The organism is Halorubrum sp. SD690R, from assembly GCF_005435035.1.
Classification (GTDB): Archaea; Halobacteriota; Halobacteria; order Halobacteriales; family Haloferacaceae; genus Halorubrum; species Halorubrum ezzemoulense.
On sequence record NZ_SGTV01000019.1, the window covers coordinates 32454 to 54448 of the forward strand.

Genomic DNA, 21995 nt, shown 5'->3' on the forward strand with positions numbered 1-21995 from the left:
GAGCGTCTGAACGGCTGGACCGGACCGCGACCGCGCGTCGGTCACGGGGGCGAAGCGGGCGGGGCTCGACCGGTTACTTCGGCGGGCGGAGCATGAAGTACCGGCGGTTGAGGTCGTACATGTACCCCTCGCGCATCGTCTTCAACACCGCGTAGGTGATGATGCCGGCGACGACGGGGAGCATGAACACGAGCGAGAACAGCAGCTCGAGCGGGACGGGGAAGAAGTTCTGGATGGCGAGCACCGCCAGCGTGATCGCCAGCACGACGCCGGTCATCCCGAGCGCCGCCCAGCCCGGCTCCTCGACGGGACGCCGCGCGTTCCCCTTGTTGAGGAAGGGGACGAGCGTGATGACGCCGAAGATGGCGCCGTGGGCCACGAGCCCGTACAGCTCGTTGGACATGACGATGTTGCCGCCCAACACCGCGAGTTCGGGGTTGATCGGGCTGAGTTTCAGCAGTCCGAACGACCAGTAGAGGTACCAGTCGGGCAGGATGATCGCCGGCGTCGATCCGGGGTTCGCTGGGTCCCCGAAGTGCCCCGGAAGGATCGACGCCACGAGCAGCATGATCCCGAGGAAGAACGACGTGATAGCGAGGTTCCGGATCGTCTCGTGGGGCCACGTCGGGAAGCCGAGCACGTCGCGCTCGACGTACGTGGACTCCGCGCGGAGGTTCTCGTCCTCGCGGCGGGACCGCTCGAAGTACTGGTAGGTGAGCTGTGCGAGCCCCTGGCTGCGCTCCTTGCGCTCCGACCAGGTCGGCGTCTCGTCGTCCGGCGGGACGGTCGCCGGGGGGCCGCCGTCGGTCCGCGCCTCGTCGTCGGTGCCTCCGTCCGTCATGGGAGTGGTGTCGTCGGTCATTGGATTAGTGCGGTTCCGCGATGCCCTGCACCCAGACGATGCCCACGTGGACCGCGATGAGCGCGGTGACCACGAACGGCAGCACGAACACGTGCAGGATGTACATTCTCACGAGCGTCGCCTGTCCGAGGGTGAAGCCGCCGAACAGCAACTGGGCCGCCCACTCGCCCACGATCGGGGTCGCGAGCGCCAGTTCGACGCCGATCTGCGCCGCCCAGAAGGACAGCTGCTTCCACGGGAGGACGTACCCGGAGAAGCCGAACAGCAGCGTCAGGGCGATGAGCACGACGCCGAGGATCCAGTTGACCTCGCGCGGCTCCTTGTACGCGCCGGTGAAGTAGACGCGCAGCATGTGGAGGAACACCGCCGCCACCATGAACTGCGCCGCCCAGCGGTGGATCGCCCGGAGCATGAACCCGAACTGGACGTCCGTCATGATCATCACCATCGAGTCGTACGCCGCCGTCGGGTCGCCCTGCGCCGCCGCACCGGCGGTCGACGGTGCGTAATAGAACCCGAGCAGCGCGCCGGAGACCGCCGCGAGCAGGTATGCGATGATAGAGAGGGACCCGAGCGAGTACAGCGGGTACCAGTACCAGAACTTGTTGTCGAGGTCGTACTGCTCGGTGTGGCTCTTCGGCATCTGGAGGTTCGCGCGGTAGTACATCGTCTCCAGCAGTTCGAGGTAGTCGACGATGCGAAGCCGCTTGTCCAGCCAGATAAGCGTGGTCAGGAACGCCGTCTCGATGGCCGTGAGGTCCTGACTCTTGAGCCACGCGTTGTGGTCCATGTCGTCTTGTTTTTTCAGACTCATTGTCGAATCACTTCTTGTAGTACGGGTACACAGCCCGTTTCAGCGTGTCCGCCAGCCCGCCGGTGTCGATGCTTTTGCCGTCCTTGTCCTCCTCGCGGACGTACAGGTCCTCCCACTTGCGACGGCGTTTCTTCACGATCATCACGTCCGGAAGGAACTCTTTCCGGTACAGGAGTAGGATGAACGCGAGATCAATAAAGATGAGGGCGAGAAGCGCCCCGACGAACATGTTGCCGGCCTCCGTCGACGCCCACGCGGACATCAGCCCGTAGGTGAAAAGCGCGACGAACACGACCTCGATGACGGTGAGGAGGACGATCGCGATCGCGGCGGCGGTGCTCTCACGGGCCGGTTCGTACCGGTGAATGTCGCCGTACGAGGAGTTGCCGGAGCTCATCTCGCACCCCCGTGACCCGTGTGGGCGGACTCGCCGTACTTGAGCATGTAGAACGTGAACACGAACGTCAGCCCGATGCCGAGGATCGCGGAGATACCGACCCAGTGGGCGTGGAGCGGAACGCCGACCTTGGCGATGTCCTCGGGCCACCCGGTGTTCGCGCCGCCGCCGACCTCGACGGTCGCGACGTCCTCGCCGACGGCGATGCCGCCGTGCATGCCGACCGCGGTGTGGGGCACGCAGTGGTAGTGGGTGATCCCGGCGTCCTCGCTCGACGTCTCGTACTCGTAGGTGTACCCCTCCTCGCCGACGGGGTCACCGCTGTCGAAGCTGGCCGGGCCGCCGCCATCGACCGCCTGGACGTTGTGGTCGCCGCCGTTGCCCGTCCACTCCCAGGTGATCGTCGTTCCCTCGTCGACCCACACGAGGGTCGGGTCGAACGCGAGGCCGTTGCTGCCGGCCCCGACCGAGATGGTCACCGAGTCCTGGCCGCGGGCGTCGGTGTACGAGCCCACGTTTCCGCTGGCCGCCCCGCTCGGCCAATCGGGCTGTACCTCCTGTGCAGCCGCCGTTCCGGTCGCCCCGGCGGAGGCCGCGACGGCGGCGGTCGCGCCGCCGGCCGTCCGCACGAAGTCCCGCCTTTTCATACAGTTTCACTCAGGACGGGGTGCGCTTAAACCCACCGACTGATACCGCCGACGCGGAGGTGTCTGTAGGGCCTGAGACCGTCGAAATCGGCGGATTACTCGTCTCGGTCGGGGTCGGTCGTAGCGCCGTCCTCGCCGGTCACGACGCCGTCCTCAACCGGGACGAACTCGGGCCGCTCCTTCGCCTCGCGGAGCGCTCGCAGACGGTCGCGGTACTCCTCCGATCGGAACCGGTCCGAGAGCCGCGCGTTCGCCACCATCGCGAACAGGAACACCCCGACGAGCAGGAACACGATGCCCATCGCCGGCGCGACGATCGTGTCGAGGTCCGTTGCGGCGGTCGCGACGAGGAGGGCCACGCCGGCGAGCACCTGAATCCCGGCGACCGCCTGTATCACGAGATTGCCGAACTCGCCCGAACCCTCCGGAACGCTGTCGGGGTGCGGGAGCGACCAGTCCTCCGGCGGCTCGGGCACCTCGTACGAGTCCATCGCCGCCAAGGCGACGACCGGTTCGATGTCCCGAAGCACGGTTCCCTCGCCGCGTACCTCGCCCGTGGGGCGGATGATCGCGTATCCCTCGTCGGAGTAGACGAGGATGCGCTCCTCGCCGTCCTCGCGGACGCGCTCCAAGACGCCGAACACGTCGCGGGTCGCGATCCGGGACTTCAGCTCGGCGTCGACCCGGTCGAGGAGCCGGTCGCCGGTGATCCACGTGTCGGGGTCGAAGGCGGCGTCCCACTCCTCGGCGCTCATCTGGGCCATGTCCGACGGGCCGAAGTCGTCGAAGTCGTACTCGGACTCGACGCGCTCGCGGAGGGCCTCGATGTCGTCCTCGTCTCCGGGAGCGCCGTCGGCGTCGGTCGACGCGGGCTCCCCTTCCGGAGTCCCGTCGGTCGCCCGGGATCCGTCTTCCGCGGGCTCCGTGTCGGGGGCTTCCGGGTTGTCGGGCGGGTCGGCCGACTCCTCCGGCGGCGACTCCGGCTCCGACCGCGTCGAGGTGTCCTCCATCGCCCCGGGGTACGTGCTCCTGACGCTAACTGTTTTCGTCCGCGCCCCGACGGCGAGAGGGCGGGACCGCGGGCGCCCGACGCGGATCGGGGGGCTTTACGCGCCGGAGCACGTATCGACGGTATGGTCGACGAGTCGGTCATCGCGGCCCTCGCCGGGATGTCCGTGACGACGAGTCTCCCGTTCCTCCTGTACGGCGCCTGGATCATGATCGACGCAGAGACGGTGTCGTGGAACGTGCTGATGCGCCACCTGCGGTACATCGTCGTCGGACTGGTGCTCACGACGGTCCCGATAGCCGGGTGGATGGTCCCGCGCGTCCTCGACCAAGTGAGCGGCATGGCAATCCTCCACGCGTTCTTCGGCGTTCAGGCGTACGCCCTGTTGGCGTTCGCGCTCACCGGGATCGTGCGGATCTTCCAGGCGAAGCGGAACGCCGACGCCTACGAGGACCCCAGCGTGGACATCGACGAGCTCCACGAGGACATGAGCCACTGGCGGAAGCGGCTCCGCGCCGGCGTCGCCGGCTTCATGCTCCTGTGGTTGTGCGCGTGGGTGACCGGACTCTACCGGCTCGTCACGCTCCACTTCGGCTCGCTGTTCTGACGGCGGCGGCGCGAACGGTCGGCGTCGAGAGGCGTTCCCCCGACCGACAGCTTCAATCCGGGTTTGTCCCTAACGGTGGTATCGTGGCAGTCACCTTCGATCTCTTCGGGACCCTCGTCGACGTCGAATACCCGTCCGACCCGGCGGAAACGGTCGCGCGCGAACTGGAGTCCCGCGGCGTAACGGTCCCCGACGACTGGCACGTCGCGTACGGCGAGCAGCACGTCGAGGCGCCGGCCGGCGCGGAGGTCCCTCTCCCCGCACACGTCGCTCGGGCGCTGGACTCCCGCGGCGTCGACGCGGAGCAGAACGTCGCCAGGCACGCCGTGATCGCGGCGTTCGACCCGGACGTGACCCGGCGCGACGGCGCGCTCGACGCGGTCCGGGGCGCGGCCGACCGGGGCCCGGTGGGGCTGCTCTCGAACTGCGCCGTCCCCGAGCTCGTCCCGCGGACGCTGATCCGGGCCGGGCTCCGGGGCGAGTTCGACGCGGTCACGACGAGCGTCGGCTGCGGCTGGCGGAAGCCGCACCCCTCCGCATTCGAGGCCGCGGCGGAGGCGCTCGGAACGGCCACCACCGGCCTCGTCCACGTCGGCGACGACCCGGAGACCGACGGCGGGATCGTCGCCGCCGGCGGCCGCTTCGTCGACGTGACCGAGACGCCGCTCTCCGAGGTCGTCGCGGAGTTAGAGGCGGAGCCGTAGGGGCGTTCGGTGGACGGCGGGAGCCGCGGAGTCAGTCGAACCCGCGGTCCGCGAGCCGCGCGCGCCACGCCTCGTCGGCCCGTCCCTCGGCGACCAGCTTCTCGACGTGCGCGGCGACCGTCGCCAGCGCGAGGTCCCGCACGCCGGAGAGGTCCTTCTCGTAGGCGCCGTCGACGACCGCGTCGAGGTCCGACGCGCCGCCGTCGAGCGCGGCGATCACGTCTCGCTCGCGGTCCAGCCTGTGATCTATCAGCCGCTCGCAGGCCGCCGGCGGGTCGTCTATCGGCGGGCCGTGTCCAGGGAGGAGTCGGTCGTAGCCGGCGTCGCGCACGCGTTCGAGGCTCGCGAGGTAGGCGGCGAGGTCGCCCTCGGGCGCGGCGACCGCGACGCTCCCCTCGGCGACGGCGAGGTCGCCGCAACACAGCACCGACCGCCCCGACTCGGTCCCCGGACCGCCGGCCGCGAACGCGAGGTGGTCCGGCGCGTGTCCCGGCGTGTCGACCGCGCGGACCGCGGTGTCGGCGACCGTCTCGCCCGGCGCGACCGTCTCGTCCGGCTCGACCCCGGCGGCCGCGGCGAACCGGTCCGCGTGGTCATCGCGGGCGACGACCGTCGCGTCCGTCAGGGCGGCGTAGTCAGCGACCGCGCCGACGTGGTCCGGGTGGGCGTGGGTGACGGCGATCGCTTCGACGGACGGGGCGTCCGCGTCTTCCGATCCGCGCTCCGCGAGCGCCGCGTCGAGCGCGTCGGTCCGGGCGGCGGGGTCGGCGAGGAGGCCGTCCAACAGGTGCGCGTTCGTGGTCCCGCCCGGCGCGCGCGTGTCGACGGGGACTTCGACCCGGGTAACCGCGGGACCTTCGAGGCGGTCGGGGTCTTCGGGATCGTCGACCGGCATCGCTCAGTCCCCGCGACCGAGCGACGACCGCGCGGCCGGACCGGGGCCGGAGCCGGGACGCTCGCGACCGGGGATCGGCACGTCGGTGTCGCCGGCGACCGCGTACGCCCCGAGGTCGGCGACCCCGGCGTCGACCGCTTCGACCGAGTCGTAGTGGCGGCCGACGACGATGTCACCAGCCGTGCTCCGGTTGATCCCGGGGATCGCGGTGAGCTCGTCCATCGAGGCCACGTTGACATCGAGCGGGTACGGGACGCCGGTGACGGAGCGGTAGCCGTGGTCCGTGATCGCCACGTCGATGCTCGTTCCGAGCTCGCGCTCGCCCGGCACCGCGACGAGGAGCGCGTACGTGCCGAGCTGGCGCCCGAACGTCTTGCCGTCCTGGTGGTACTCCAGGTACACGTCCGGGAGGACGGTTCCCGGCGGCACAACGCGGTCGAGCATCGGGTTGTCGATGGTCTCGCGCACCTCGCGCTTGTACGCCTGGAACTGGTCTTTGTGCTCCTGTGCGACCTCGGCCCCCGTCTCGGCCATCTCTGTGCCCGCGAACGCCATCACCTGCCGGATGTTGATCCGGCGGAGCATCAGCCCCTCGTCGTACACCGTCTGGAGGAAGCGCTTGTTGTGCTCGTACGTCTCCGGGCGCTCGCCGGTCAGCCCGTGGACGAGGTTGATCCCGGGGAGGAGCTTCGGCAGCCGCGGCGAGGCGTCCGGTCCGGTTGAGGGACCGGTGACGCGGGCCGGGTCGCCGGGCGTCGTCTCGGGGGCGTCGCCCGGGCGCCAGCCGCCCTCCTCGTTGACGACGCGGACGGCCTCCAAGCACTCCTCGGCGGTGACGAGGAGGTTGTTCTCCTCCTGAACGACCGGGTCGGCCGATTCGAGCCCGAACGCGGCCGTGTCGCCGGGCGTGTTGTGCTCGGCGATGACGCGGATCGCCTCGCGGGACGCCTCCGGGTAGTCCGTGATCGTCACGGGGTTCATGTTGTCGAGGTGGAGCGTCCGGAGGTCGGGCGCGACCTCGCGGATCCCGCCGTACAGCTCCCGGAGCGCGTCGGGGTTCGGCGCCTCGCCGTCGCCGCCGAACGCGAGGATGTCGGCCTGCCGTCCGAGCCGGAAGTGTCGCACGCCGCGGTCCGAGAGCGCGTCGACCTCGTCGACGACCGACCGCGCCGCGCGGAACGCCGGGTCGCCGTACAGCGGCTCCGTACAGAACGAGCAGCGGTAGGCGCACCCGCGGGAGGTCTCCATCTCGCAGATGAGGTAGTCGGGGTGGTTCGGGTGCTGCTCGACGACGAACGCCCCCTGCCGGGCCCAGCGGTCGACCTCCTCGTTCGTGCGCATCCGGTTGCCGTACCCTTCCAGCCCCTCGCGGACGAGGTCGTGGGCCGCGGCCTCCACGTCGCCCATCGCGACGAAGTCGTAGTCGAGGTCGTCGCGTCGGGTCTCCTGCGCGCCGGCGTTCTCCTCGCCGACGCCGAAGCGCACCGGGCCGCCGAGCAGCGTCACGCCGTCGGCGGTCCAGCCGAGCTCTCGCACCTCGTCCGGCTCCGCGGGGGTGCCGCCGACGTACTTCCCGGGCACCGTCATCCCGCCGACGTAGATCATGAGGTCGGCGTCGGCGACGTCGGCGTGCTTGCTCCGGTCCTCGCGGAGCTCGTCGATCGTGTGATAGGTGATCGCCGACTCGGGGACGCCGGCGTCGACGAGCGCCCCGGCGGTGTATCGGGGGTACGTCGAGAGGTACGGCGGGACGCCGAAGTGGGCCGGCTCGTCGACGTACCCGTCGACGATGGTGACGGAGAGGTCGTTCGGGTCGGCCGGGAGCGACCCCCGAGCCGACGCGGGCGAATCGGTCATGTTACCGTCCGTACTCGACCGAGACGGGAAAAGCGTGCGGAACGCCCGAGCCGCGCCGGATTACTTATGCCGGAACGCGCGGAAACCCCGACCATGCCCTCCGAAACGCCCCCGAACGGTGAGACGACCTCCGGCGACGGCGCGCCAGCGCGCGCCGACGAGTCCGCTCGCTGGCAGCGAGTCGGAAACTACGTCTCGTTCGCCGCGCTCTGCGCGCTCGCCGCGATACAGTTTCTCGGCACCAATCCCAGACCGTGGGGACTCGCCGCCGGCTGGGCCGCGGCGACCGCAGTCGCCGTCGGCCCGATCGCGTGGCTCGCCCGCGACCGCCTCTCGCCGGATCGCTACGAGACGCTGACCTACGTCGCCTTCGGCGCCGCGATCCTCGCGATCTCCGTCGGGCTGGGAGTCGCGCTTGCGTTCGAAATCCCGTCTCGCCCGTACGGTCCCGGCTTCCTCGCCGGCACGGCGTTGGGTATCGCACTCGTCGCTGTCGCCGAGCGAACCGTCGTGCCGGACCGGATGCGCGGTGCGGGGGTCTGAGCGCCGCATCGCGCGGTTCGCACCCCCGGCTCGCCGCCGCCACGCCGTTTAAGCCGCCGCCGATACTACGTCCGCGTATGCCATCGACGATGGAGGTCAAGTGCGTCAGCGACGACTGCGAGCTCGACATGTTCGAGAACCACTACACGTACGACGTGCCCGACGACCACGCGGTCGAGGACCTCTCGTGTCCGTACTGCGGCGGGAACGACCTCGTCGAAATCGAGGTGTGAGCGGTGGACGGACTCGTCGAAAGCGGTCGCTCCGCGCTCCGTAACGCCCTCGAACGCGTCGGCCGCGGCTGGGGTCGCGTCCAGGAGCGCCGCCCGCTCTCGCACGACCTCCTCGAGAGCGACGACGCGTACCTCGTGGTCTTCGATGCCCCCGGCGTGCGCGGCGAGGACGTCGACGTCACCTTCCTCGACCGCACCGTCGAGGTCTCGCTCGAACGCTTCCGCGACTTCTACGACGGCTACGACCTCGTGTTTCCGGGCCGCGGCGTCTCGCTGACCGGCAGCGTCGACCTCCCCCGCGACGCCAACGTGACGCCCGAGGGCGCGAACGCGACGCTCACGCGCAACGGGACGCTCCACGTCGAGATCCCCAAACGCGGCGGATCGAGCGACGTCGACGTCGTCGAAGAAGACGACTGACCCCCGGCTTCGGCTCTGCGGCCGCTGCTATTCCTCCTCCGTCCGGTTCGACAGCGACATGCCCTCGACGATCTCGAACGCCTCGTCGCCGTCGAACCGATCCGAACCGAACCGCGTCGGGTCGAACGCGCCGATCCACGGCGATTCCGGCCCGTCGAAGGCGGCGCCCGCGAGCGACGCGAGCACGCCCTCGGCCACCACTTCGCCGACGGCCGGCGCGCGCATGAACCCGTGGCCCTGCCAGCCGGCGGCGACGAAGAGCGTCGGATCGCCCGCCTCCGAGTCGACCGGGCCGACGAGCGGGTCGCCGTCCGGCGTCGCGGTACAGAGTCCGGCCCATGCCCGGGCGTCGTCGATCCCGCGGTCGACCCGTTCGCCGCGGTCGGGTCCCTCGCCCCCGTCGAGGCGGTCCCCGCGGGCGAGGCGCTCGTCGAGGGCGCCGGCGAGGTCCTCGCGGAACCAGTCGTCGGCCTCGCGGCGGTAGTCGTCGGGGTCGGCCGGGACCGGCTCAGTCCCGTCGCCCGCGAGCAGGCCGTCGGGGTGCGGGCGGAGGTACGCGTCCGCGGTGGCGTCGTAGACCATCGGCCCGTCGTAGTCAGTTTGGGTCACGAGCGCCTGGACCCGGTAGGGGACGACCGGGACGGAGACGCCCGCGTCCGCGAGGAGCGACCGAGCGTGTGCCCCGGCGGCGACGACGACGGCATCGAAGGCGCGCGTCTCGGCCGCCGGATCGCCGTCGGCTCCGTCGTCACCGACTCGGATGTGTCGTTTCGCGCCGGGCCGCGGCCCGAGCGCGACGGCGGTGTTCGTCTCGATCGCGACCCCCTCGCGACCGGCCCGGTCGCCGAGCGCGCGGACGTAGCTCGACGGGTCGGTCCAGCCGGCCCCCTCGGCGACCGCCGCGACGGCGAGGTCGTCGGTGCGGAGCGGCGGGAACCGTTCGCCGAGCGCGTCGGGGCCGACGAGCGAGACGTCGCGGCCGTGGCCGCGCATGCGATCGACCATCCCGGGAACGGCGTCGGCGTCGGGGTCGCCCTCGCGCACCGCGATCACGTACGGGCAGGGCGAAAACGAGAAGCCGGGCAGCGACCGGTCGAGTACTCGGAAGCGCTCGATCGACCGGGCGCCGACCGCGGCGTCGACGTCCTCGGCGTAGGCGTCGTAGAGGAGGCCAGCCGCGCGCCCGGAGCTCTCGGCCGCGAGCTCCCCGCGCTCGTAGAGGGTCACGTCGGCGCCGCGCGCCGCGAGGTCGTGCGCGGTCGTGACACCGACCGCGCCGCCGCCGACGACGGCGACCGTCGGCGCTGCCTCGTCTGGGTCGGTCATGCGTCAGGACACGCGAGCGACGAGGAAAAGCCACCGGGACGGCGAGAGGGCAGATCGACTGCGGCGGCGCGTGCCTGCGAGCGGCCGGAGCGAAGCGGCGGCCGCGAGGGGCACGCGCGAGGGGGCGGTGAGCGCTCGGAGAGCGCGAACCGCGAGGCTGGGGAGGGGTGAGGCTGCGATGCGGTTGCGGTGCGGTTGCGGTAGGTGGGACTCGAAGGGGCAGTCGCGAGGCGAACGCGGGCGACGTAAGCACCGCAACGAGAGAGCGAACGAAGTGAGCGACCGAGCGAGGAGCGCAGCGGGCGTGCGTTCGCCTCGCGGCTGGGGCTTCGGAGGAGTTCGCCGTCGATCCACCGCCTCTCGGTCGTGAATGGGAAGATCGTGATATGAATCTACACACCACATACAGCGGGTGACACGCGTGTCCCCGGCCAGGTTATACGCGTCGAAGCCCACGCATGTAGTATGAACCAGCTCGTGAACGGCGAGTGGCGCACAGACACCTACGAGACGACCGACGAGGAGGGCGCGTTCCAGCGCGGCGAGACGACGTTCCGGAACTGGATCGCGGGCAGCGACGTGCCGGACCACGTCGACGCGGAGCCGGACGAGCGCTTCCAGCCGGAGGCCGGTCGCTATCACCTGTACGTGTCGTACGCGTGCCCGTGGGCGCACCGCACGCTACTCGCGCGGTCGCTGTTGGGGCTCGAAGACGCGATCGGCGTCTCGGTCGTCGACCCGTACCGCGACGAGGACGGCTGGCAGTTCACCCCCGAGAAGGACGGCTGTACGCCCGACCGTCTCCACGACAGCGACTACCTGCGCGAGCTGTACGTCGCGGCCGACCCGGACGCCACGTGTCGGGTGACCGTGCCCGTGCTGTGGGACACCGAGGAGGAGACCGTCGTCAACAACGAGTCGCGGGAGATCCTCCGGATGCTCTCGACCGCGTTCGCGGACCTCGGAAACGACGTTTCGCTGCTCCCCGACGAAGACGACGACGCGACCGTCGCCGAGGTCGACGAGGTGATCACGGACATCTACGAGCCGATCAACAACGGCGTCTACCGCGCGGGCTTCGCCACCTCGCAGGCGGCCTACGACGACGCGATCGACGACCTGTTCGGCGCGCTCGACCGCTACGACGACCGGCTCGCGGACCGGCGCTACCTCGTCGGCGATTCGCTCACCGAGGCGGACATCTGTATGTTCACCACGTTGGTCCGCTTCGATCAGGTGTACCACACCCACTTCATGTGTAACCAGCAGTTCATCCACCAGTACGACAACCTCTGGCCGTACCTGCGCGACCTCTACCAGACGCCGGGCGTCGCCGAGACGGTGAACATGGACCACATCAAGGAGCACTACTACACCACCCACCCCGACGTGACCCCGACGCGCATCATCGCGCGCGGCCCTGACCTCGACTTCGAGGCCGACCACGACCGCGACCGGCTCACGGGCGCGCCGCCGGCGCCGGCGGCGGACGACTGAGCGAGGGCGGTTCCGGGCGGCTCCGCCTGTTACCGGATACATCTGGTTCTTTGACCGGGTGAATCCGGCCCCGTTACCAGACGACTCGCCCCGGAGCGACGCCGTCGGTCAGCGGGGCGGCCGAGAGTGAGGAGACGACGAGAACAAAGGGAGAACCGAGAACGGTCCGCGTGGAGGCCGGGCTACCCTTCCATGCCGCCGAACGACAGGCCGTCTTCGACGGAGCGCTGCGCCGCGAAGTAGACGATCGCGACCGGCAGCGCGAACAGGTTCGCGAACGCCGCGAACCGAGTCCACGGCGTCGAGAACCGGCCCTCGGTCGCGATGTTGTACAGTTCGACCGAGAGCGGGTAGTTCTCCGGGCGCAGCAGGGTCTGCGCGATGATGAACTCGTTCCACCCGGCGAGCCAGACGAAGATGAGCACGACCGCGAGTCCCGGCTTCGTCAGCGGGAGGATCACCTCCCGGATCGTCTCCAAGAAGCTCGCGCCGTCGACCATCGCCGCCTCCTCGTAGGAGACGGGGATGTTGTCCATGTACGTCTTCAGCAGCCACGTGTTGAACGGGATCGCGGACGCCGCGTAGAACAACCCGAGGATGAACAGGTTGTTCGTGAGCCCGTAGGAGCTGAACAGCGAGTACAGCGCCACAAGCGTCGCGATCGACAGCCCGGCGCCGATCTGCGTGAACAGCACGTAGCCGTAGAGGATGCGCTTGCGCCCCACGAACTGTCGGCGCGAGAACGCGTACGCCGCCGGGACGATCATGCCGAACCCGGCCGCGAGCGTTACGCTGACGATGTAGAGGCTGTTGAACACCGCGCCCGGACCGGTGTCGGTCCCGGCCCACCGGAAGCTGACCAGCCCGCCGCTCCCGCCGAGGACGAGCTGGGGGTACCCCCAGTCGCCGTCGACGAAGAAGAAGTCGGACTCGAAGATCACCCACCGGTACGCGCCGAGGTTGTACGTCGACGGGTCCGGGAAGATGCCGCTCGTGTTGAACAGCCGCGAGCCCTCCGCGAGCGACGCGGTCGTGATCCAGAACAGCGGGAACAGCAGCACGAGCACCATCGCGAGCCCGAACAACGTCATCAGGACGCTCTTCGTCACGTCCCACGAGCTGCGCTTCCCCGTGCGGACGTCGTAGATCGCGCGCCGGATCATCACGGAGAACCGCTTCGGTGCGGTCGCAAACGCGACCAGCTTCGAGCGGACCAGCGCGACCGCGGAACCGACAAGCGCGACCGCGGACTCGAGGGGGCTCATTCGTCACCCACCCCCTCGGCGAGGCCGCCGTAGCGCACGGCCACGTACATGAACATGCCGACGAACGCGATCCCGACGATCAGGATGGCCGCCGACAGGCCGAACTGGTTGAACGTGATCGCCTCGCGGTAGCCGTACACGATGATCAGCTCGTTCTGTCTCGACGGCCCGCCCTGATTGAACACCCACGGGATCAGGAACTGCTGGAACGAGGTCGCGGCCGTGAGGATCGACGCGAACAGCACCGGTCCCTTGATCGCGGGCAGCGTCACGGTGCGGAACCGCTGGAGCGCCCCCGCGCCGTCGACCATCGCGGCCTCGTGGAGCGACCGGGGCACGTCCTGTAAGGCGCTCACGATGATGATCACCATGAACGGGTACGCCAGCCACACCTCCGTGGTGACGTACGCGAAGAACGCCTCCCAGCGGCCGCTCAGGAAGCCGATTGGCACGTCGAACAGCAGGGCCTGTGGCGCCGACAGCGACGACATGAGCTCGTTGTATCGCCCCAGTATCGTGTTGAACACGCCGTATCGCGCGTCGCTGAACATTCCGCGCCAGACGGTGATCGTGAAGATGCCGGGGAACCCCAGCGGGACGATCACCGCCGCGCGCATGTAGCGCTTCCCGGCGACGCGCACGTGGTTGAGCAGCAGCGCGATCCCCACGGCGAGGAACACCTTGATCACGAGCGAGACGGCGACGAACAGCCACGTCGTCGTCATCGAGGTCCAGAACTGCGAGTCGCCGATCAGCTGGGCGTAGTTCGCGAGCCCGATCAGGTCGGCGCCCCCGCCGATCACGGACCCCGCGAACGTCGCGTCGGTCAGCGAGATGTAGAAGAGGTAGAAGATCGGGTACAGCATGAAACTCGAGAAGAGCAGCACGCCGGGCGCGACGAGGAGCAGCCCCCAGTCGCGACTGGAGAACGGCAGCGCCGATCGGAGACGCGCCAGCCCGCTCACGCCGGTTCCAGGTTGCGAAGAGGCCATCGCTCCGAGGGGTGCCTACAGCGCCTCCCGGATCTCGGAGGCGGCCTGGTCGAGCGCGGCGTCGCTGTCCTGCTCGTCGTTGAAGACGCGCTCTAACGCCTCCGTCACGGGCGTCCAGACGCTGTCCATGTCCGGGTGCGTCGGGATGGGGACGCCGTGGTCGACCTGCTGGGCGAACGCCTGGACCTCGCTGGAGAGGTCGTCGTTGCCCACGACGTCGGCCAGCACGGGGATGTACCCCTGCTCTTCGGCGTTGGTCTGGATGATATCCTCGTTCGTGGTGTACCACTCGGCGAGTCCGGTCGCCGCGTCGACCGTGGACTGGTCGGCGTCGGCAAGCATCGAGCTGAAGTAGAACAGCTGGATGCCCGAGTACGAGCGCGGGTGGTTCCCGTCGACGGTCGGCAGCGTCGTGACGCCGAGGTTCTCGACCTCGCCGCTGAGGTTGCCGAGCTCCCACGGCCCGTTGATCGCGAACGGCGCGAGTCCGTCGGCGAACGCGACGATCTGCGACTCGTAGCCGGGGTCGGCCGGCACGTAGTCGGACAGCGTTTCGAGGGCGTCCATGCCCCGCTTACACGCGTCGCTGTCGACGCCGACTTCGAGGTTCCCCTCGTCGAAGATGTTCCCGCCGTACGCCTGGATGAACCCGCTGACGAAGTAGGGGTTCGTCACGGGGTACGAGAGGCCGTACTCCCCGTTCTCCGGGTCGTGGTACTCCTCCATGATCGAGACCATCTCCTCCATGGTCTCTGGCGGCTCGTCGACCATGTCCTCGTTGTAGAACAGCGCGACGGTCTCGGAGGCGAACGGGAGCCCGTAGAGGCCGTCGTTGAACTGCGCCGCCTCCCGCGCCGCCTGCGTGTAGCTGTCGAGCGAGACGTCGACGTCGTCGCTCGCGTCGTAGAGGAACGGCGGGTCCTCGCGGACCGCGAAGCGGCCGACCCAGTCGTGCGCCCAGATCCACGAGTCAGGGCCGTCGCCGGCCGGGATCGCGGTTTCGAGCTGCTGGTCGAGCTCGCCGCCGGGCGCCTCCTTGTTGATGGTGTTACCCGTATCCGACTCGTACTGGTCGATGTAGTCGGTCAGCGCCTCGTCCTCCGCGTCGGCCAGGTCGGCCCACAGCCGCGCGGAGCCGGTGGTGCCGCCGTCGGAGCCGTCGCTGCCGTCCGATCCGTCTCCGCCGTCGGAGCCGTCCCCGCCGTCGCCGCCGGTGCTGATACAGCCCGCGAGCGCCGCGAGCGCAGTCGATCCCCCCACCGCCTTGAGCAGCGTTCTACGTTTCTCGTTCATGTGACTAGAACAAATGATGAATTATATTTTCATACATTTAGTGTTTGGGGTACGTCCCGATCGATCCGGATCGATCTGCGTCGAGTTCAGGACTCGACGATCGACTGGACCGACGCGAAAAGCCGATATTTGAGAAGAGATCCTTCACCATATATCAAGAAAACAGCAAAGAACTCATATGCCAGCGGACCCGCCATCAGGGAAATGGCACGCGTCACGCTCGATACGCTCCGAAAGGAGTTCGACCGGGGAACCATCGTCGCCGTCGACGACCTCGATCTGGAGATCGACGACGGGGAGTTCGTGACCGTTGTCGGACCGTCGGGCTGTGGGAAGACCACCACACTGCGAATGGTGGCGGGCCTCGAAGAGCCGACGTCCGGAACCGTCCACTTCGACGACGAAGACGTGACCGACATCCACGCGAAGGAGCGCCCGGTCGCGATGGTGTTCCAGAACTACGCGCTGTACCCCCACAAGACGGTCCGCGAGAACATGGCGTTCGGGCTCAAGATGAGCACGGAGATGACCACGGAGGAGCGCCACGAGCGCGTCCGCGACATGGCGGAGATGATGGGCATCGAGGACCTCCTCGACGACAAGCCCGACGAACTCTCGGGCGGGCAGAAGCAGCGCGTCGCGCTCGGCCGCGCCATCGCGCGCGAGCCCGAGGTGTTCCTTTTCGACGAGCCGCTCTCGAACCTCGACGCGAAGCTCCGCACGGAAATGCGCGCGGAGATCCAGAAGCTCCAGAAGGAGTTCGGCGTCACCGCGATGTACGTCACTCATGATCAGGAGGAGGCGATGACGATGGGCGATCGGCTCGCCATCCTGAACGACGGCGAACTCCAGCAGGTCGGCGAGCCCACCGAGGTGTACCAGAACCCGGTCAACGAGTTCGTCGCCGGCTTCATCGGCTCGCCGTCGATGAACTTCGTCGACGTCGACGTGGAGACGGACGGCGCCGGCGCGACGATCCGGAACGAGGAGGCGGGGCTGGACCTCGATCTTTCCGCGGAGTACGTCCGGGGTCACGACCTCCGGAACGGCCGGTACACGCTGGGCATCCGTCCGGAGAACATCGTCTTGGACGAGTCACCGAGCGGCGACGAGAACCTGCGCTCGACCGTCGAGGTCGTCGAGCCGATCGGCTCCGACAACTACGTCCACCTCACCGTGACCGAGGACTTCCTCGCCCGCTCGCCCGCCGACGTGAAGCCGGAGGCCGGCGACGAGGTCGGTGTCTCCTTCGCGGAGGAGCACATCCACCTGTTCGACCCCGAGACCGGCGAGGATGTGTTCCTCACCGACGAGGAGATCGCGGCCGCGGTCGCTTGAATAAGGTCGATTTTCGGAGACAGTCCGGACCTGTGAACCGTTCGTTCGTACTTTCCCTGCGCGCTGTGATTTGAGGCCAGTGGAACCTCGACAGACACCGGTAAAGCCCCAGTCGCGAGGCGGGCGCACGCTCGCTGCGCTTCTCAGTCGGTCGCGCTGCTCGCTCCTTGCGGTGTTTGCGTCGCGCGCCTTCGCCCTCGCGGCTGACACTTTGACTCACCCCGCACCGCAACCGCACCTCACCCCTCCCCAACCTCGTCGCTGGCACCCTCCGCTTCGCTCCGGGAGCCGGCGACTCCCTCGCGCGTGCCGTCTCGCGGCCGCCGAGGGCGGCCGCTCGCAGGCACGCGCCGCCGCAGTTCATGTATACACAGCGGCACCACGCGAGCGCCTCCCCTCACGCCGTCACCGCCGACAACGGCTTGAAGTGCGCGCTCGTCCGACGGAGCGTACGAATGGAGCCGCCAGACATCGAGCGGTTGGACGAGCGGACCGTCCAGCGGATCGCGGCGGGCGAGGTCGTCGAGCGGCCCGCGAGCGTCGTGAAGGAGCTGGTCGAGAACAGCCTCGACGCGGGCGCGAGCCGCGTCGCCGTCTCGGTCGAGGCGGGCGGGACGGAGGGGATCCGCGTCCGCGACGACGGCGTCGGAATCCCCGAGGACCAACTGGAGGCGGCCGTCGCGGAGCACGCCACCTCGAAGATCGGCGACATCGAGGACCTCGACCGCGGCGTCGCCACGCTCGGCTTCCGCGGCGAGGCGCTGTACACGGTCGGCGCGGTCTCGCGGCTCACCGTCCGTTCGCGCCCCCCGGAGGCCGAGGCCGGCGCGGAGATCACCGTCGCGGGCGGCGACGTGGGCGAGGCCCGCCCGGCGGGCTGTCCCGCGGGAACAACCGTCGAGGTCGACGACCTGTTTTATAACACTCCCGCGCGCGAGAAGTTCCTCAAGCGGACCGCGACCGAGTTCGATCACGTCAACACCGTGGTGACCGGGTACGCGCTGGCGAACCCCGACGTGGCAGTGTCGCTCGAACACGACGGCCGCGAGACGTTCGCGACCGAGGGGAACGGCGACCTCCGCTCGGCCGTCCTCGCCGTCTACGGCCGCGAGGTCGCCGAGTCGATGATCGACGTGGAATGGACGCCGGAGGGAACCGACGCGGGCGACGACTCCGCCGACGCACCGGTCCGGCGGGTGACGGGGCTCGTCTCGCACCCGGAGACGACGCGCTCGACGCGCGACTACCTCTCGACGTACGTCAACGGGCGGTACGTCACCGCGAGCGCGCTGCGCGAGGCGACGTTGGAGGCGTACGGCGGTCAGTTGGCCCCCGACCGCTACCCGTTCGCGGTCCTCTTCGTCGAGGTCCCGGCCGGCGACGTGGACGTGAACGTCCACCCCCGCAAGCTGGAGGTCCGCTTCGACGAGGGGCCTGCGGTCCGGGAAGCGGTCGAGGCGGCCGTCGAGGGGGCGCTGCTCGACCACGGCCTGATCCGGTCGACGGCGCCCCGGGGCCAGTCGGCGCCCGACGAGACGGCGGTCGCCCCCGAGACGCCCGACACCGAGGCCGTGGGCGGCGCGGACACCGACCACGAGCGCGCCGCCCGCGAGGGGCGCGAGTCCGCGGCAGTCTCCGACTCCGGGACGCCAGGCGACCCCGGAACGTCGGCGAACACTGAAGATCCCGGCCGAACCCCGGACTCGGTGACCGACGCCGACCCGGGTCAGGGCGACGACGACCCCGCGACGCCGACCGAACTGGACCCGTCCGACGACGCGGCGTGGGCCGTCGACGACCTCGGCGAGGGGGAGAGGACCCGGGCCGAACCAACGGCAGAGCCCGCGGGCGAGCCCCGGGACGGCGACGCGAATCACAACGCGAGCGGCGACGATCGACCCAGTCCGCAGAGCCGGCAGAGCGACGGCGCGGAGTGCGAGCCGAGCCGAGGCGAAGCGGCAACCAGCGACGAGACGGCAGTCGGCGACCAAACGAAAGTCGGGGACGAAACGACAGTCGGCGACGGAACGACGGTCGGCGACGGAACGACGGTCGGAGACGAAACGACGGCTGGCGACGAGACAGCGAATGGCAGCGGAGCGGCGGGGGGCGACCGGAGGGGAGCCCGGGCGGACGCGGCTCGGTCGGCACCCCGAACACGGGCACGGACCCGGCAGCGGACGCTGGACGGCGAGGCGACCGAGGCCGAGCGCGAGTTCGACTCGCTGCCTCCGCTGCGGGTGCTCGGTCAGCTTCATGAGACGTACGTCGTCGCCGAGGCGCCGGACGGGCTCGTGCTGATCGACCAGCACGCGGCCGACGAGCGCGTGAACTACGAGCGGCTGAAGGCGACCGTCGCGGACGGCGCGGAGGCGCAGGCCCTCGCGGAGCCGGTCCGGATCGGGTTGACCGCCCGCGAGGCGGCGCTGTTCGAGGAGTTCGTCGACGAACTCACCGAGATCGGATTCCGTGCGGAGCGCGCCGACGAGCGCGAGGTCGCGGTGACGGCGGTCCCGGCCGTCTTCGACGCCGCGCTCGACCCGGACCTCCTGCGAGATTCCCTGTCCGCGCTGGTCGACGACGCTGCCGAGGGCGACGAACCGGTCGTCGGCGCCGTCGACGAGCTGCTCGCCGACCTCGCCTGTTACCCCTCGGTGACGGGGAACACCTCGCTGACCGAGGGCCGGGTCGTCGACCTCCTCGACCGGCTCGACGCCTGCGAGAACCCCTACGCCTGCCCGCACGGGCGTCCGGTCGTGATCCGGATCGACCGCGAGGAGATCGGGTCCCGGTTCGAACGCGACTACCCGGGACACGGCGGCCGGCGCGCGGAGTGAGCCCGGCGGCGCGAGGACCTGGATCGAGGCTCGGCGAGGCGCCCGGATATCAGAACTGATAGTATTGGGGCGCCGTTTAACACGTCGGTTTCCCTGATGGATCACATGCCGATCGCATCGGTGAAAGACAGCTACGGGGTGAAACTTGGCGTCGGATACGTGGCGACGGGGGCGTTCATCGTCGCCGTCGGGCTGGCCACCGACGACGCGAACGCGACGGTCGTCGCGGCCGTCGCCGGTCTCCTGACGCTCGGGTCGATCAACGCGGCCGAGACGATCGCCAGCGTCACCGAGATCGGCGCGCAGACGCGGCGCGTCGCCAACGGGGACATCGACAGGGAAGTACAGTCCACCCGGACCGACGAGTTCGGGGAGCTCGCGGGATCCATCGAGCAGATGCGGGTCTCGCTGAAGGACCGGCTAACGGAGATGGAACGGACCCAAGACGAACTGGAGAGCGCGCGGGCGGAAGCGACCGAGATGGCCGACCGCTACCGGCGGACGGCCGACCGGTACGCCGAGGTGATGGAGGAGGCGGCGACCGGCGACCTCACGCGGCGCGTCGATGTCGACGAGAGCGACGAGAGCCTCGCGACCGTGGGCGAGTCGTTCAACCGGATGATGGACGACCTCCAGGGGACGGTGGAGACGGTCCGCGAGATGGCCGACCGGATCGAGGCCGACGCCGGCGAGATGGCGGAGATGAGCAACGAGGTCGAGCGGCGCGTCGCCGGCGCGACCGAGAGCGCGACGACGATCCGGGGACAGGCGGGCGACCAGCGCGCGGAGCTCGAGTCCATCGCGACCGACATCGAGACCATCAGCGCGTCCGCCGAGGAGATCGCGGCGACCGTCGATGACCTGTCGGACCGAAGCGAGGCGGTCGCGGCGACGAGCGACGACGCCCGCAGCTCCTCCCAGAGCGCGCTGGCCGAGATGGCCGAGGTCGAGGAGGAGGCGGAGCAGGCCGTCGACCGGGTCGAACAGCTTCAGGACGGGATGGACGAGATCACCGAGATCGTCGACATCATCGGCGAGATAGCGGAACAGACCAACATGCTCGCGCTCAACGCCTCGATCGAGGCGGCCCGGGCGGACGGCTCCGGCGACGGCTTTAGCGTCGTCGCCGAGGAGGTGAAGGAGCTCGCCGAGGAGACGCAGTCGCGCGCGAACGAGATCGATACGATGATAGACGACATCGCCGACCAGACCGAGGAGGTGACGGTGTCGATCCGGTCGACACAGGAGCGCGTCCAGACCGGGACCGACACCGTCGAGTCGACGCTCTCCGACATCGAGACGATCGCCGACTCCGTCGACGAGATCAGCGGCTCGCTCGGGGAGATCCGTCGGACGACCGCCGACCAGGCCGACACGGTACAGGACACGGCCGGCTCCGTCGACGAGATCACGGAGCTCAGTACCGAGACCGCGGAGACGGCGGAGCAGACGGCGACGGAGATACAGGAGGGCCAGTCGGTCGTCGAGGACGTGTCCGACTCCCTGCGCGAGTTCCAGACCGACGCCGTGACGACGCTCCAGGACCGGGTCGCGGCGTTCACCGTTGATGAGACGTCCGGCGCCGACGGGCCGGCCACCGGGGGCGGAACGGCGCGCTCGCGAGCGACGACCGACGGAGGTGCGCGATGACGGGCGCGGTCAGCGCCGCGTACTGGATCGCGGCGGTCGCCTTCCTCGTCGGCCTCGGGATCACCGCGGCGCTGTACGCGAAGCTCGGCGAGTCGGAGGACCGCGGTCGCCTGGCCGCGCTGGCGGTGATACCCGGCTTCGCCGGGCTCGCGTATGCCGGAATGGCGCTCGGTATCGGAACCGTGACCGTCAACGGGGCCGAGCTGGTCGGCCTCCGCTACGTCGACTGGATCGTCACCACCCCGCTCCTGGTCGGGTTCATCGGCTACGTCGCCGGCGCGTCCCGCCGCGCGATCGCGGGCGTGATGCTCGCCGACGCGCTGATGATCGCGTTCGGCGCCGGGGCGGTCGTGACGGGCGGGACGCTCAAGTGGGTGCTGTTCGGCGTCTCCTCGATTTTCCACGTCACGCTGTTCGCGTATCTGTACGTGGTGTTCCCGCGGGCCGTTCCCGACGACCCGATGCAGCGGGGGCTGTTCAGCCTGCTGAAGAACCACGTCGGCCTGCTGTGGCTGGCGTACCCGTTCGTCTGGCTGATGGGTCCGGCGGGGATCGGCTTCACCACGGGGGTGGGCGCCGCGCTGACGTACGCCTTCCTCGACGTGTTGGCGAAGGTCCCGTACGTCTACTTCTTCTACGCCCGCCGACAGGCGTTCACCGACGTGGTGTCGGCCGCGACCGCTGACCGCGAGGACGCGACCGACGCGGTCGGCGACGGCGCGCCGACCGCGGCGGACTGAACCGGGCTCGCAGATCCTCGCCGGGGGCGGGTGAGACGGCGGGGCGCGACCTCGACGGCGGCCGACAGT

The 21995-nt window shown here is 69.7% G+C and carries 21 protein-coding genes; 10 read left to right on the forward strand and 11 right to left on the reverse strand.

Annotation, left to right across the window (positions count from 1 at the left end):
• Positions 1–73: 73 nt before the first annotated feature.
• From EXE41_RS12315 to EXE41_RS12335, 5 genes are all read right to left on the reverse strand, one after another.
• On the reverse strand, positions 74–862 hold the full coding sequence (locus EXE41_RS12315; protein ID WP_137691171.1) for a cytochrome bc complex cytochrome b subunit: 789 nt from the start codon (positions 860–862) through the stop codon (positions 74–76).
• Positions 863–866: 4 nt separating this feature from the next.
• The gene (locus tag EXE41_RS12320) at positions 867–1676 is read right to left on the reverse strand and encodes a cytochrome bc complex cytochrome b subunit (protein ID WP_049931295.1); all 810 of its coding nucleotides are present in this window, start codon (positions 1674–1676) and stop codon (positions 867–869) included.
• Positions 1677–1683: 7 nt separating this feature from the next.
• The gene (locus tag EXE41_RS12325; protein ID WP_049931296.1) at positions 1684–2073 is read right to left on the reverse strand and encodes a hypothetical protein; all 390 of its coding nucleotides are present in this window, start codon (positions 2071–2073) and stop codon (positions 1684–1686) included.
• The gene (locus tag EXE41_RS12330) at positions 2070–2720 is read right to left on the reverse strand and encodes a halocyanin domain-containing protein (RefSeq protein ID WP_049931297.1); all 651 of its coding nucleotides are present in this window, start codon (positions 2718–2720) and stop codon (positions 2070–2072) included. The genes EXE41_RS12325 and EXE41_RS12330 overlap by 4 nt, the downstream gene beginning before the upstream one ends.
• A gap of 95 nt (positions 2721–2815) precedes the next feature.
• Positions 2816–3730, reverse strand: a complete 915-nt coding sequence (locus EXE41_RS12335) for a hypothetical protein (protein ID WP_086215849.1) — start codon at positions 3728–3730, stop codon at positions 2816–2818.
• Positions 3731–3853: 123 nt separating this feature from the next.
• On the opposite strand from EXE41_RS12335, the gene EXE41_RS12340 reads away from it, so the two are divergent.
• Positions 3854–4336 carry a hypothetical protein gene (locus EXE41_RS12340; RefSeq protein ID WP_049931299.1) on the forward strand — a complete coding sequence of 161 codons (483 nt, stop codon included), beginning with the start codon at positions 3854–3856 and terminating at the stop codon, positions 4334–4336.
• 83 nt (positions 4337–4419) lie between these two features.
• Positions 4420–5040 (forward strand): HAD family hydrolase, encoded by a 621-nt coding sequence (locus EXE41_RS12345; RefSeq protein ID WP_049931300.1) that lies wholly within the window; start codon positions 4420–4422, stop codon positions 5038–5040.
• A gap of 31 nt (positions 5041–5071) precedes the next feature.
• On the opposite strand, the gene EXE41_RS12350 is transcribed toward EXE41_RS12345, so the two are convergent.
• Positions 5072–5935, reverse strand: a complete 864-nt coding sequence (locus EXE41_RS12350; protein WP_086215848.1) for an MBL fold metallo-hydrolase — start codon at positions 5933–5935, stop codon at positions 5072–5074.
• Positions 5936–5938: 3 nt separating this feature from the next.
• Positions 5939–7792, reverse strand: coding sequence for a radical SAM protein (locus tag EXE41_RS12355; protein WP_086215847.1), 1854 nt, complete (start codon positions 7790–7792; stop codon positions 5939–5941).
• A 93-nt stretch (positions 7793–7885) separates the two neighbouring features.
• Here EXE41_RS12355 and EXE41_RS12360 point away from each other — a divergent pair, with 93 nt between their 5' ends.
• The 3 genes from EXE41_RS12360 to EXE41_RS12365 all read left to right on the forward strand — a co-directional run bounded on the left by EXE41_RS12360 (position 7886) and on the right by EXE41_RS12365 (position 8988).
• Positions 7886–8335, forward strand: coding sequence for a hypothetical protein (locus EXE41_RS12360; RefSeq protein WP_137691172.1), 450 nt, complete (start codon positions 7886–7888; stop codon positions 8333–8335).
• A 77-nt stretch (positions 8336–8412) separates the two neighbouring features.
• Positions 8413–8568, forward strand: a complete 156-nt coding sequence (locus EXE41_RS19330; RefSeq protein ID WP_199240882.1) for a hypothetical protein — start codon at positions 8413–8415, stop codon at positions 8566–8568.
• A 3-nt stretch (positions 8569–8571) separates the two neighbouring features.
• Positions 8572–8988 (forward strand): Hsp20/alpha crystallin family protein, encoded by a 417-nt coding sequence (locus tag EXE41_RS12365; RefSeq protein ID WP_137691173.1) that lies wholly within the window; start codon positions 8572–8574, stop codon positions 8986–8988.
• A gap of 27 nt (positions 8989–9015) precedes the next feature.
• Here EXE41_RS12365 and EXE41_RS12370 read toward each other — a convergent pair whose 3' ends face one another.
• A complete protein-coding gene (locus tag EXE41_RS12370) occupies positions 9016–10314 on the reverse strand; it encodes an FAD-binding oxidoreductase (protein ID WP_137691174.1) in 1299 nt (432 codons plus the stop codon).
• A gap of 465 nt (positions 10315–10779) precedes the next feature.
• Between EXE41_RS12370 and EXE41_RS12375 the strand changes: the two genes are divergently transcribed.
• A complete protein-coding gene (locus EXE41_RS12375) occupies positions 10780–11811 on the forward strand; it encodes a glutathione S-transferase family protein (protein ID WP_086215844.1) in 1032 nt (343 codons plus the stop codon).
• Positions 11812–11993: 182 nt separating this feature from the next.
• Here the strand turns inward: EXE41_RS12375 and EXE41_RS12380 are convergent, their stop codons facing one another.
• From EXE41_RS12380 to EXE41_RS12390, 3 genes are read right to left on the reverse strand one after another with little or no spacing between them, the layout of a single operon-like run.
• Positions 11994–13076, reverse strand: coding sequence for a sugar ABC transporter permease (locus tag EXE41_RS12380; RefSeq protein WP_049931310.1), 1083 nt, complete (start codon positions 13074–13076; stop codon positions 11994–11996).
• Positions 13073–14068 carry a carbohydrate ABC transporter permease gene (locus tag EXE41_RS12385; protein ID WP_086215843.1) on the reverse strand — a complete coding sequence of 332 codons (996 nt, stop codon included), beginning with the start codon at positions 14066–14068 and terminating at the stop codon, positions 13073–13075. The genes EXE41_RS12380 and EXE41_RS12385 overlap by 4 nt, the downstream gene beginning before the upstream one ends.
• Positions 14069–14083: 15 nt before the next feature.
• Positions 14084–15361: an extracellular solute-binding protein gene (locus tag EXE41_RS12390; protein ID WP_176450630.1), complete on the reverse strand. Its 1278-nt coding sequence runs from the start codon at positions 15359–15361 to the stop codon at positions 14084–14086.
• Positions 15362–15565: 204 nt separating this feature from the next.
• On the opposite strand from EXE41_RS12390, the gene EXE41_RS12395 reads away from it, so the two are divergent.
• The 4 genes from EXE41_RS12395 to EXE41_RS12410 all read left to right on the forward strand — a co-directional run bounded on the left by EXE41_RS12395 (position 15566) and on the right by EXE41_RS12410 (position 21926).
• Complete coding sequence (locus tag EXE41_RS12395; protein ID WP_086219653.1) at positions 15566–16699, forward strand: ABC transporter ATP-binding protein; 1134 nt, start codon at positions 15566–15568, stop codon at positions 16697–16699.
• A gap of 455 nt (positions 16700–17154) precedes the next feature.
• Positions 17155–19536, forward strand: a complete 2382-nt coding sequence (mutL, locus tag EXE41_RS12400) for a DNA mismatch repair endonuclease MutL (protein WP_137691175.1) — start codon at positions 17155–17157, stop codon at positions 19534–19536.
• A gap of 105 nt (positions 19537–19641) precedes the next feature.
• Positions 19642–21186 (forward strand): methyl-accepting chemotaxis protein, encoded by a 1545-nt coding sequence (locus tag EXE41_RS12405; RefSeq protein WP_049931314.1) that lies wholly within the window; start codon positions 19642–19644, stop codon positions 21184–21186.
• Entirely contained in the window at positions 21183–21926 is a 744-nt protein-coding gene (locus EXE41_RS12410; protein WP_086216779.1) for a bacteriorhodopsin, read from the forward strand. The genes EXE41_RS12405 and EXE41_RS12410 overlap by 4 nt, the downstream gene beginning before the upstream one ends.
• Positions 21927–21995 lie beyond the last annotated feature (69 nt).

Bases quoted from the DNA above. Each gene is read 5' to 3' on its own strand.
- EXE41_RS12315 (WP_137691171.1), bottom strand. From the start codon at position 862: ATGACCGACGACACCACTCCCATGACGGACGGAGGCACCGACGACGAG.
- EXE41_RS12320 (WP_049931295.1), bottom strand. From the start codon at position 1,676: ATGAGTCTGAAAAAACAAGACGACATGGACCACAACGCGTGGCTCAAG.
- EXE41_RS12325 (WP_049931296.1), bottom strand. From the start codon at position 2,073: ATGAGCTCCGGCAACTCCTCGTACGGCGACATTCACCGGTACGAACCG.
- EXE41_RS12330 (WP_049931297.1), bottom strand. From the start codon at position 2,720: ATGAAAAGGCGGGACTTCGTGCGGACGGCCGGCGGCGCGACCGCCGCC.
- EXE41_RS12335 (WP_086215849.1), bottom strand. From the start codon at position 3,730: ATGGAGGACACCTCGACGCGGTCGGAGCCGGAGTCGCCGCCGGAGGAG.
- EXE41_RS12340 (WP_049931299.1), top strand. From the start codon at position 3,854: ATGGTCGACGAGTCGGTCATCGCGGCCCTCGCCGGGATGTCCGTGACG.
- EXE41_RS12350 (WP_086215848.1), bottom strand. From the start codon at position 5,935: ATGCCGGTCGACGATCCCGAAGACCCCGACCGCCTCGAAGGTCCCGCG.
- EXE41_RS12355 (WP_086215847.1), bottom strand. From the start codon at position 7,792: ATGACCGATTCGCCCGCGTCGGCTCGGGGGTCGCTCCCGGCCGACCCG.
- EXE41_RS12360 (WP_137691172.1), top strand. From the start codon at position 7,886: ATGCCCTCCGAAACGCCCCCGAACGGTGAGACGACCTCCGGCGACGGC.
- EXE41_RS19330 (WP_199240882.1), top strand. From the start codon at position 8,413: ATGCCATCGACGATGGAGGTCAAGTGCGTCAGCGACGACTGCGAGCTC.
- EXE41_RS12370 (WP_137691174.1), bottom strand. From the start codon at position 10,314: ATGACCGACCCAGACGAGGCAGCGCCGACGGTCGCCGTCGTCGGCGGC.
- EXE41_RS12375 (WP_086215844.1), top strand. From the start codon at position 10,780: ATGAACCAGCTCGTGAACGGCGAGTGGCGCACAGACACCTACGAGACG.
- EXE41_RS12380 (WP_049931310.1), bottom strand. From the start codon at position 13,076: ATGAGCCCCCTCGAGTCCGCGGTCGCGCTTGTCGGTTCCGCGGTCGCG.
- EXE41_RS12385 (WP_086215843.1), bottom strand. From the start codon at position 14,068: ATGGCCTCTTCGCAACCTGGAACCGGCGTGAGCGGGCTGGCGCGTCTC.
- EXE41_RS12390 (WP_176450630.1), bottom strand. From the start codon at position 15,361: ATGAACGAGAAACGTAGAACGCTGCTCAAGGCGGTGGGGGGATCGACT.
- EXE41_RS12395 (WP_086219653.1), top strand. From the start codon at position 15,566: ATGGCACGCGTCACGCTCGATACGCTCCGAAAGGAGTTCGACCGGGGA.
- mutL (WP_137691175.1), top strand. From the start codon at position 17,155: ATGGAGCCGCCAGACATCGAGCGGTTGGACGAGCGGACCGTCCAGCGG.
- EXE41_RS12405 (WP_049931314.1), top strand. From the start codon at position 19,642: ATGCCGATCGCATCGGTGAAAGACAGCTACGGGGTGAAACTTGGCGTC.
- EXE41_RS12410 (WP_086216779.1), top strand. From the start codon at position 21,183: ATGACGGGCGCGGTCAGCGCCGCGTACTGGATCGCGGCGGTCGCCTTC.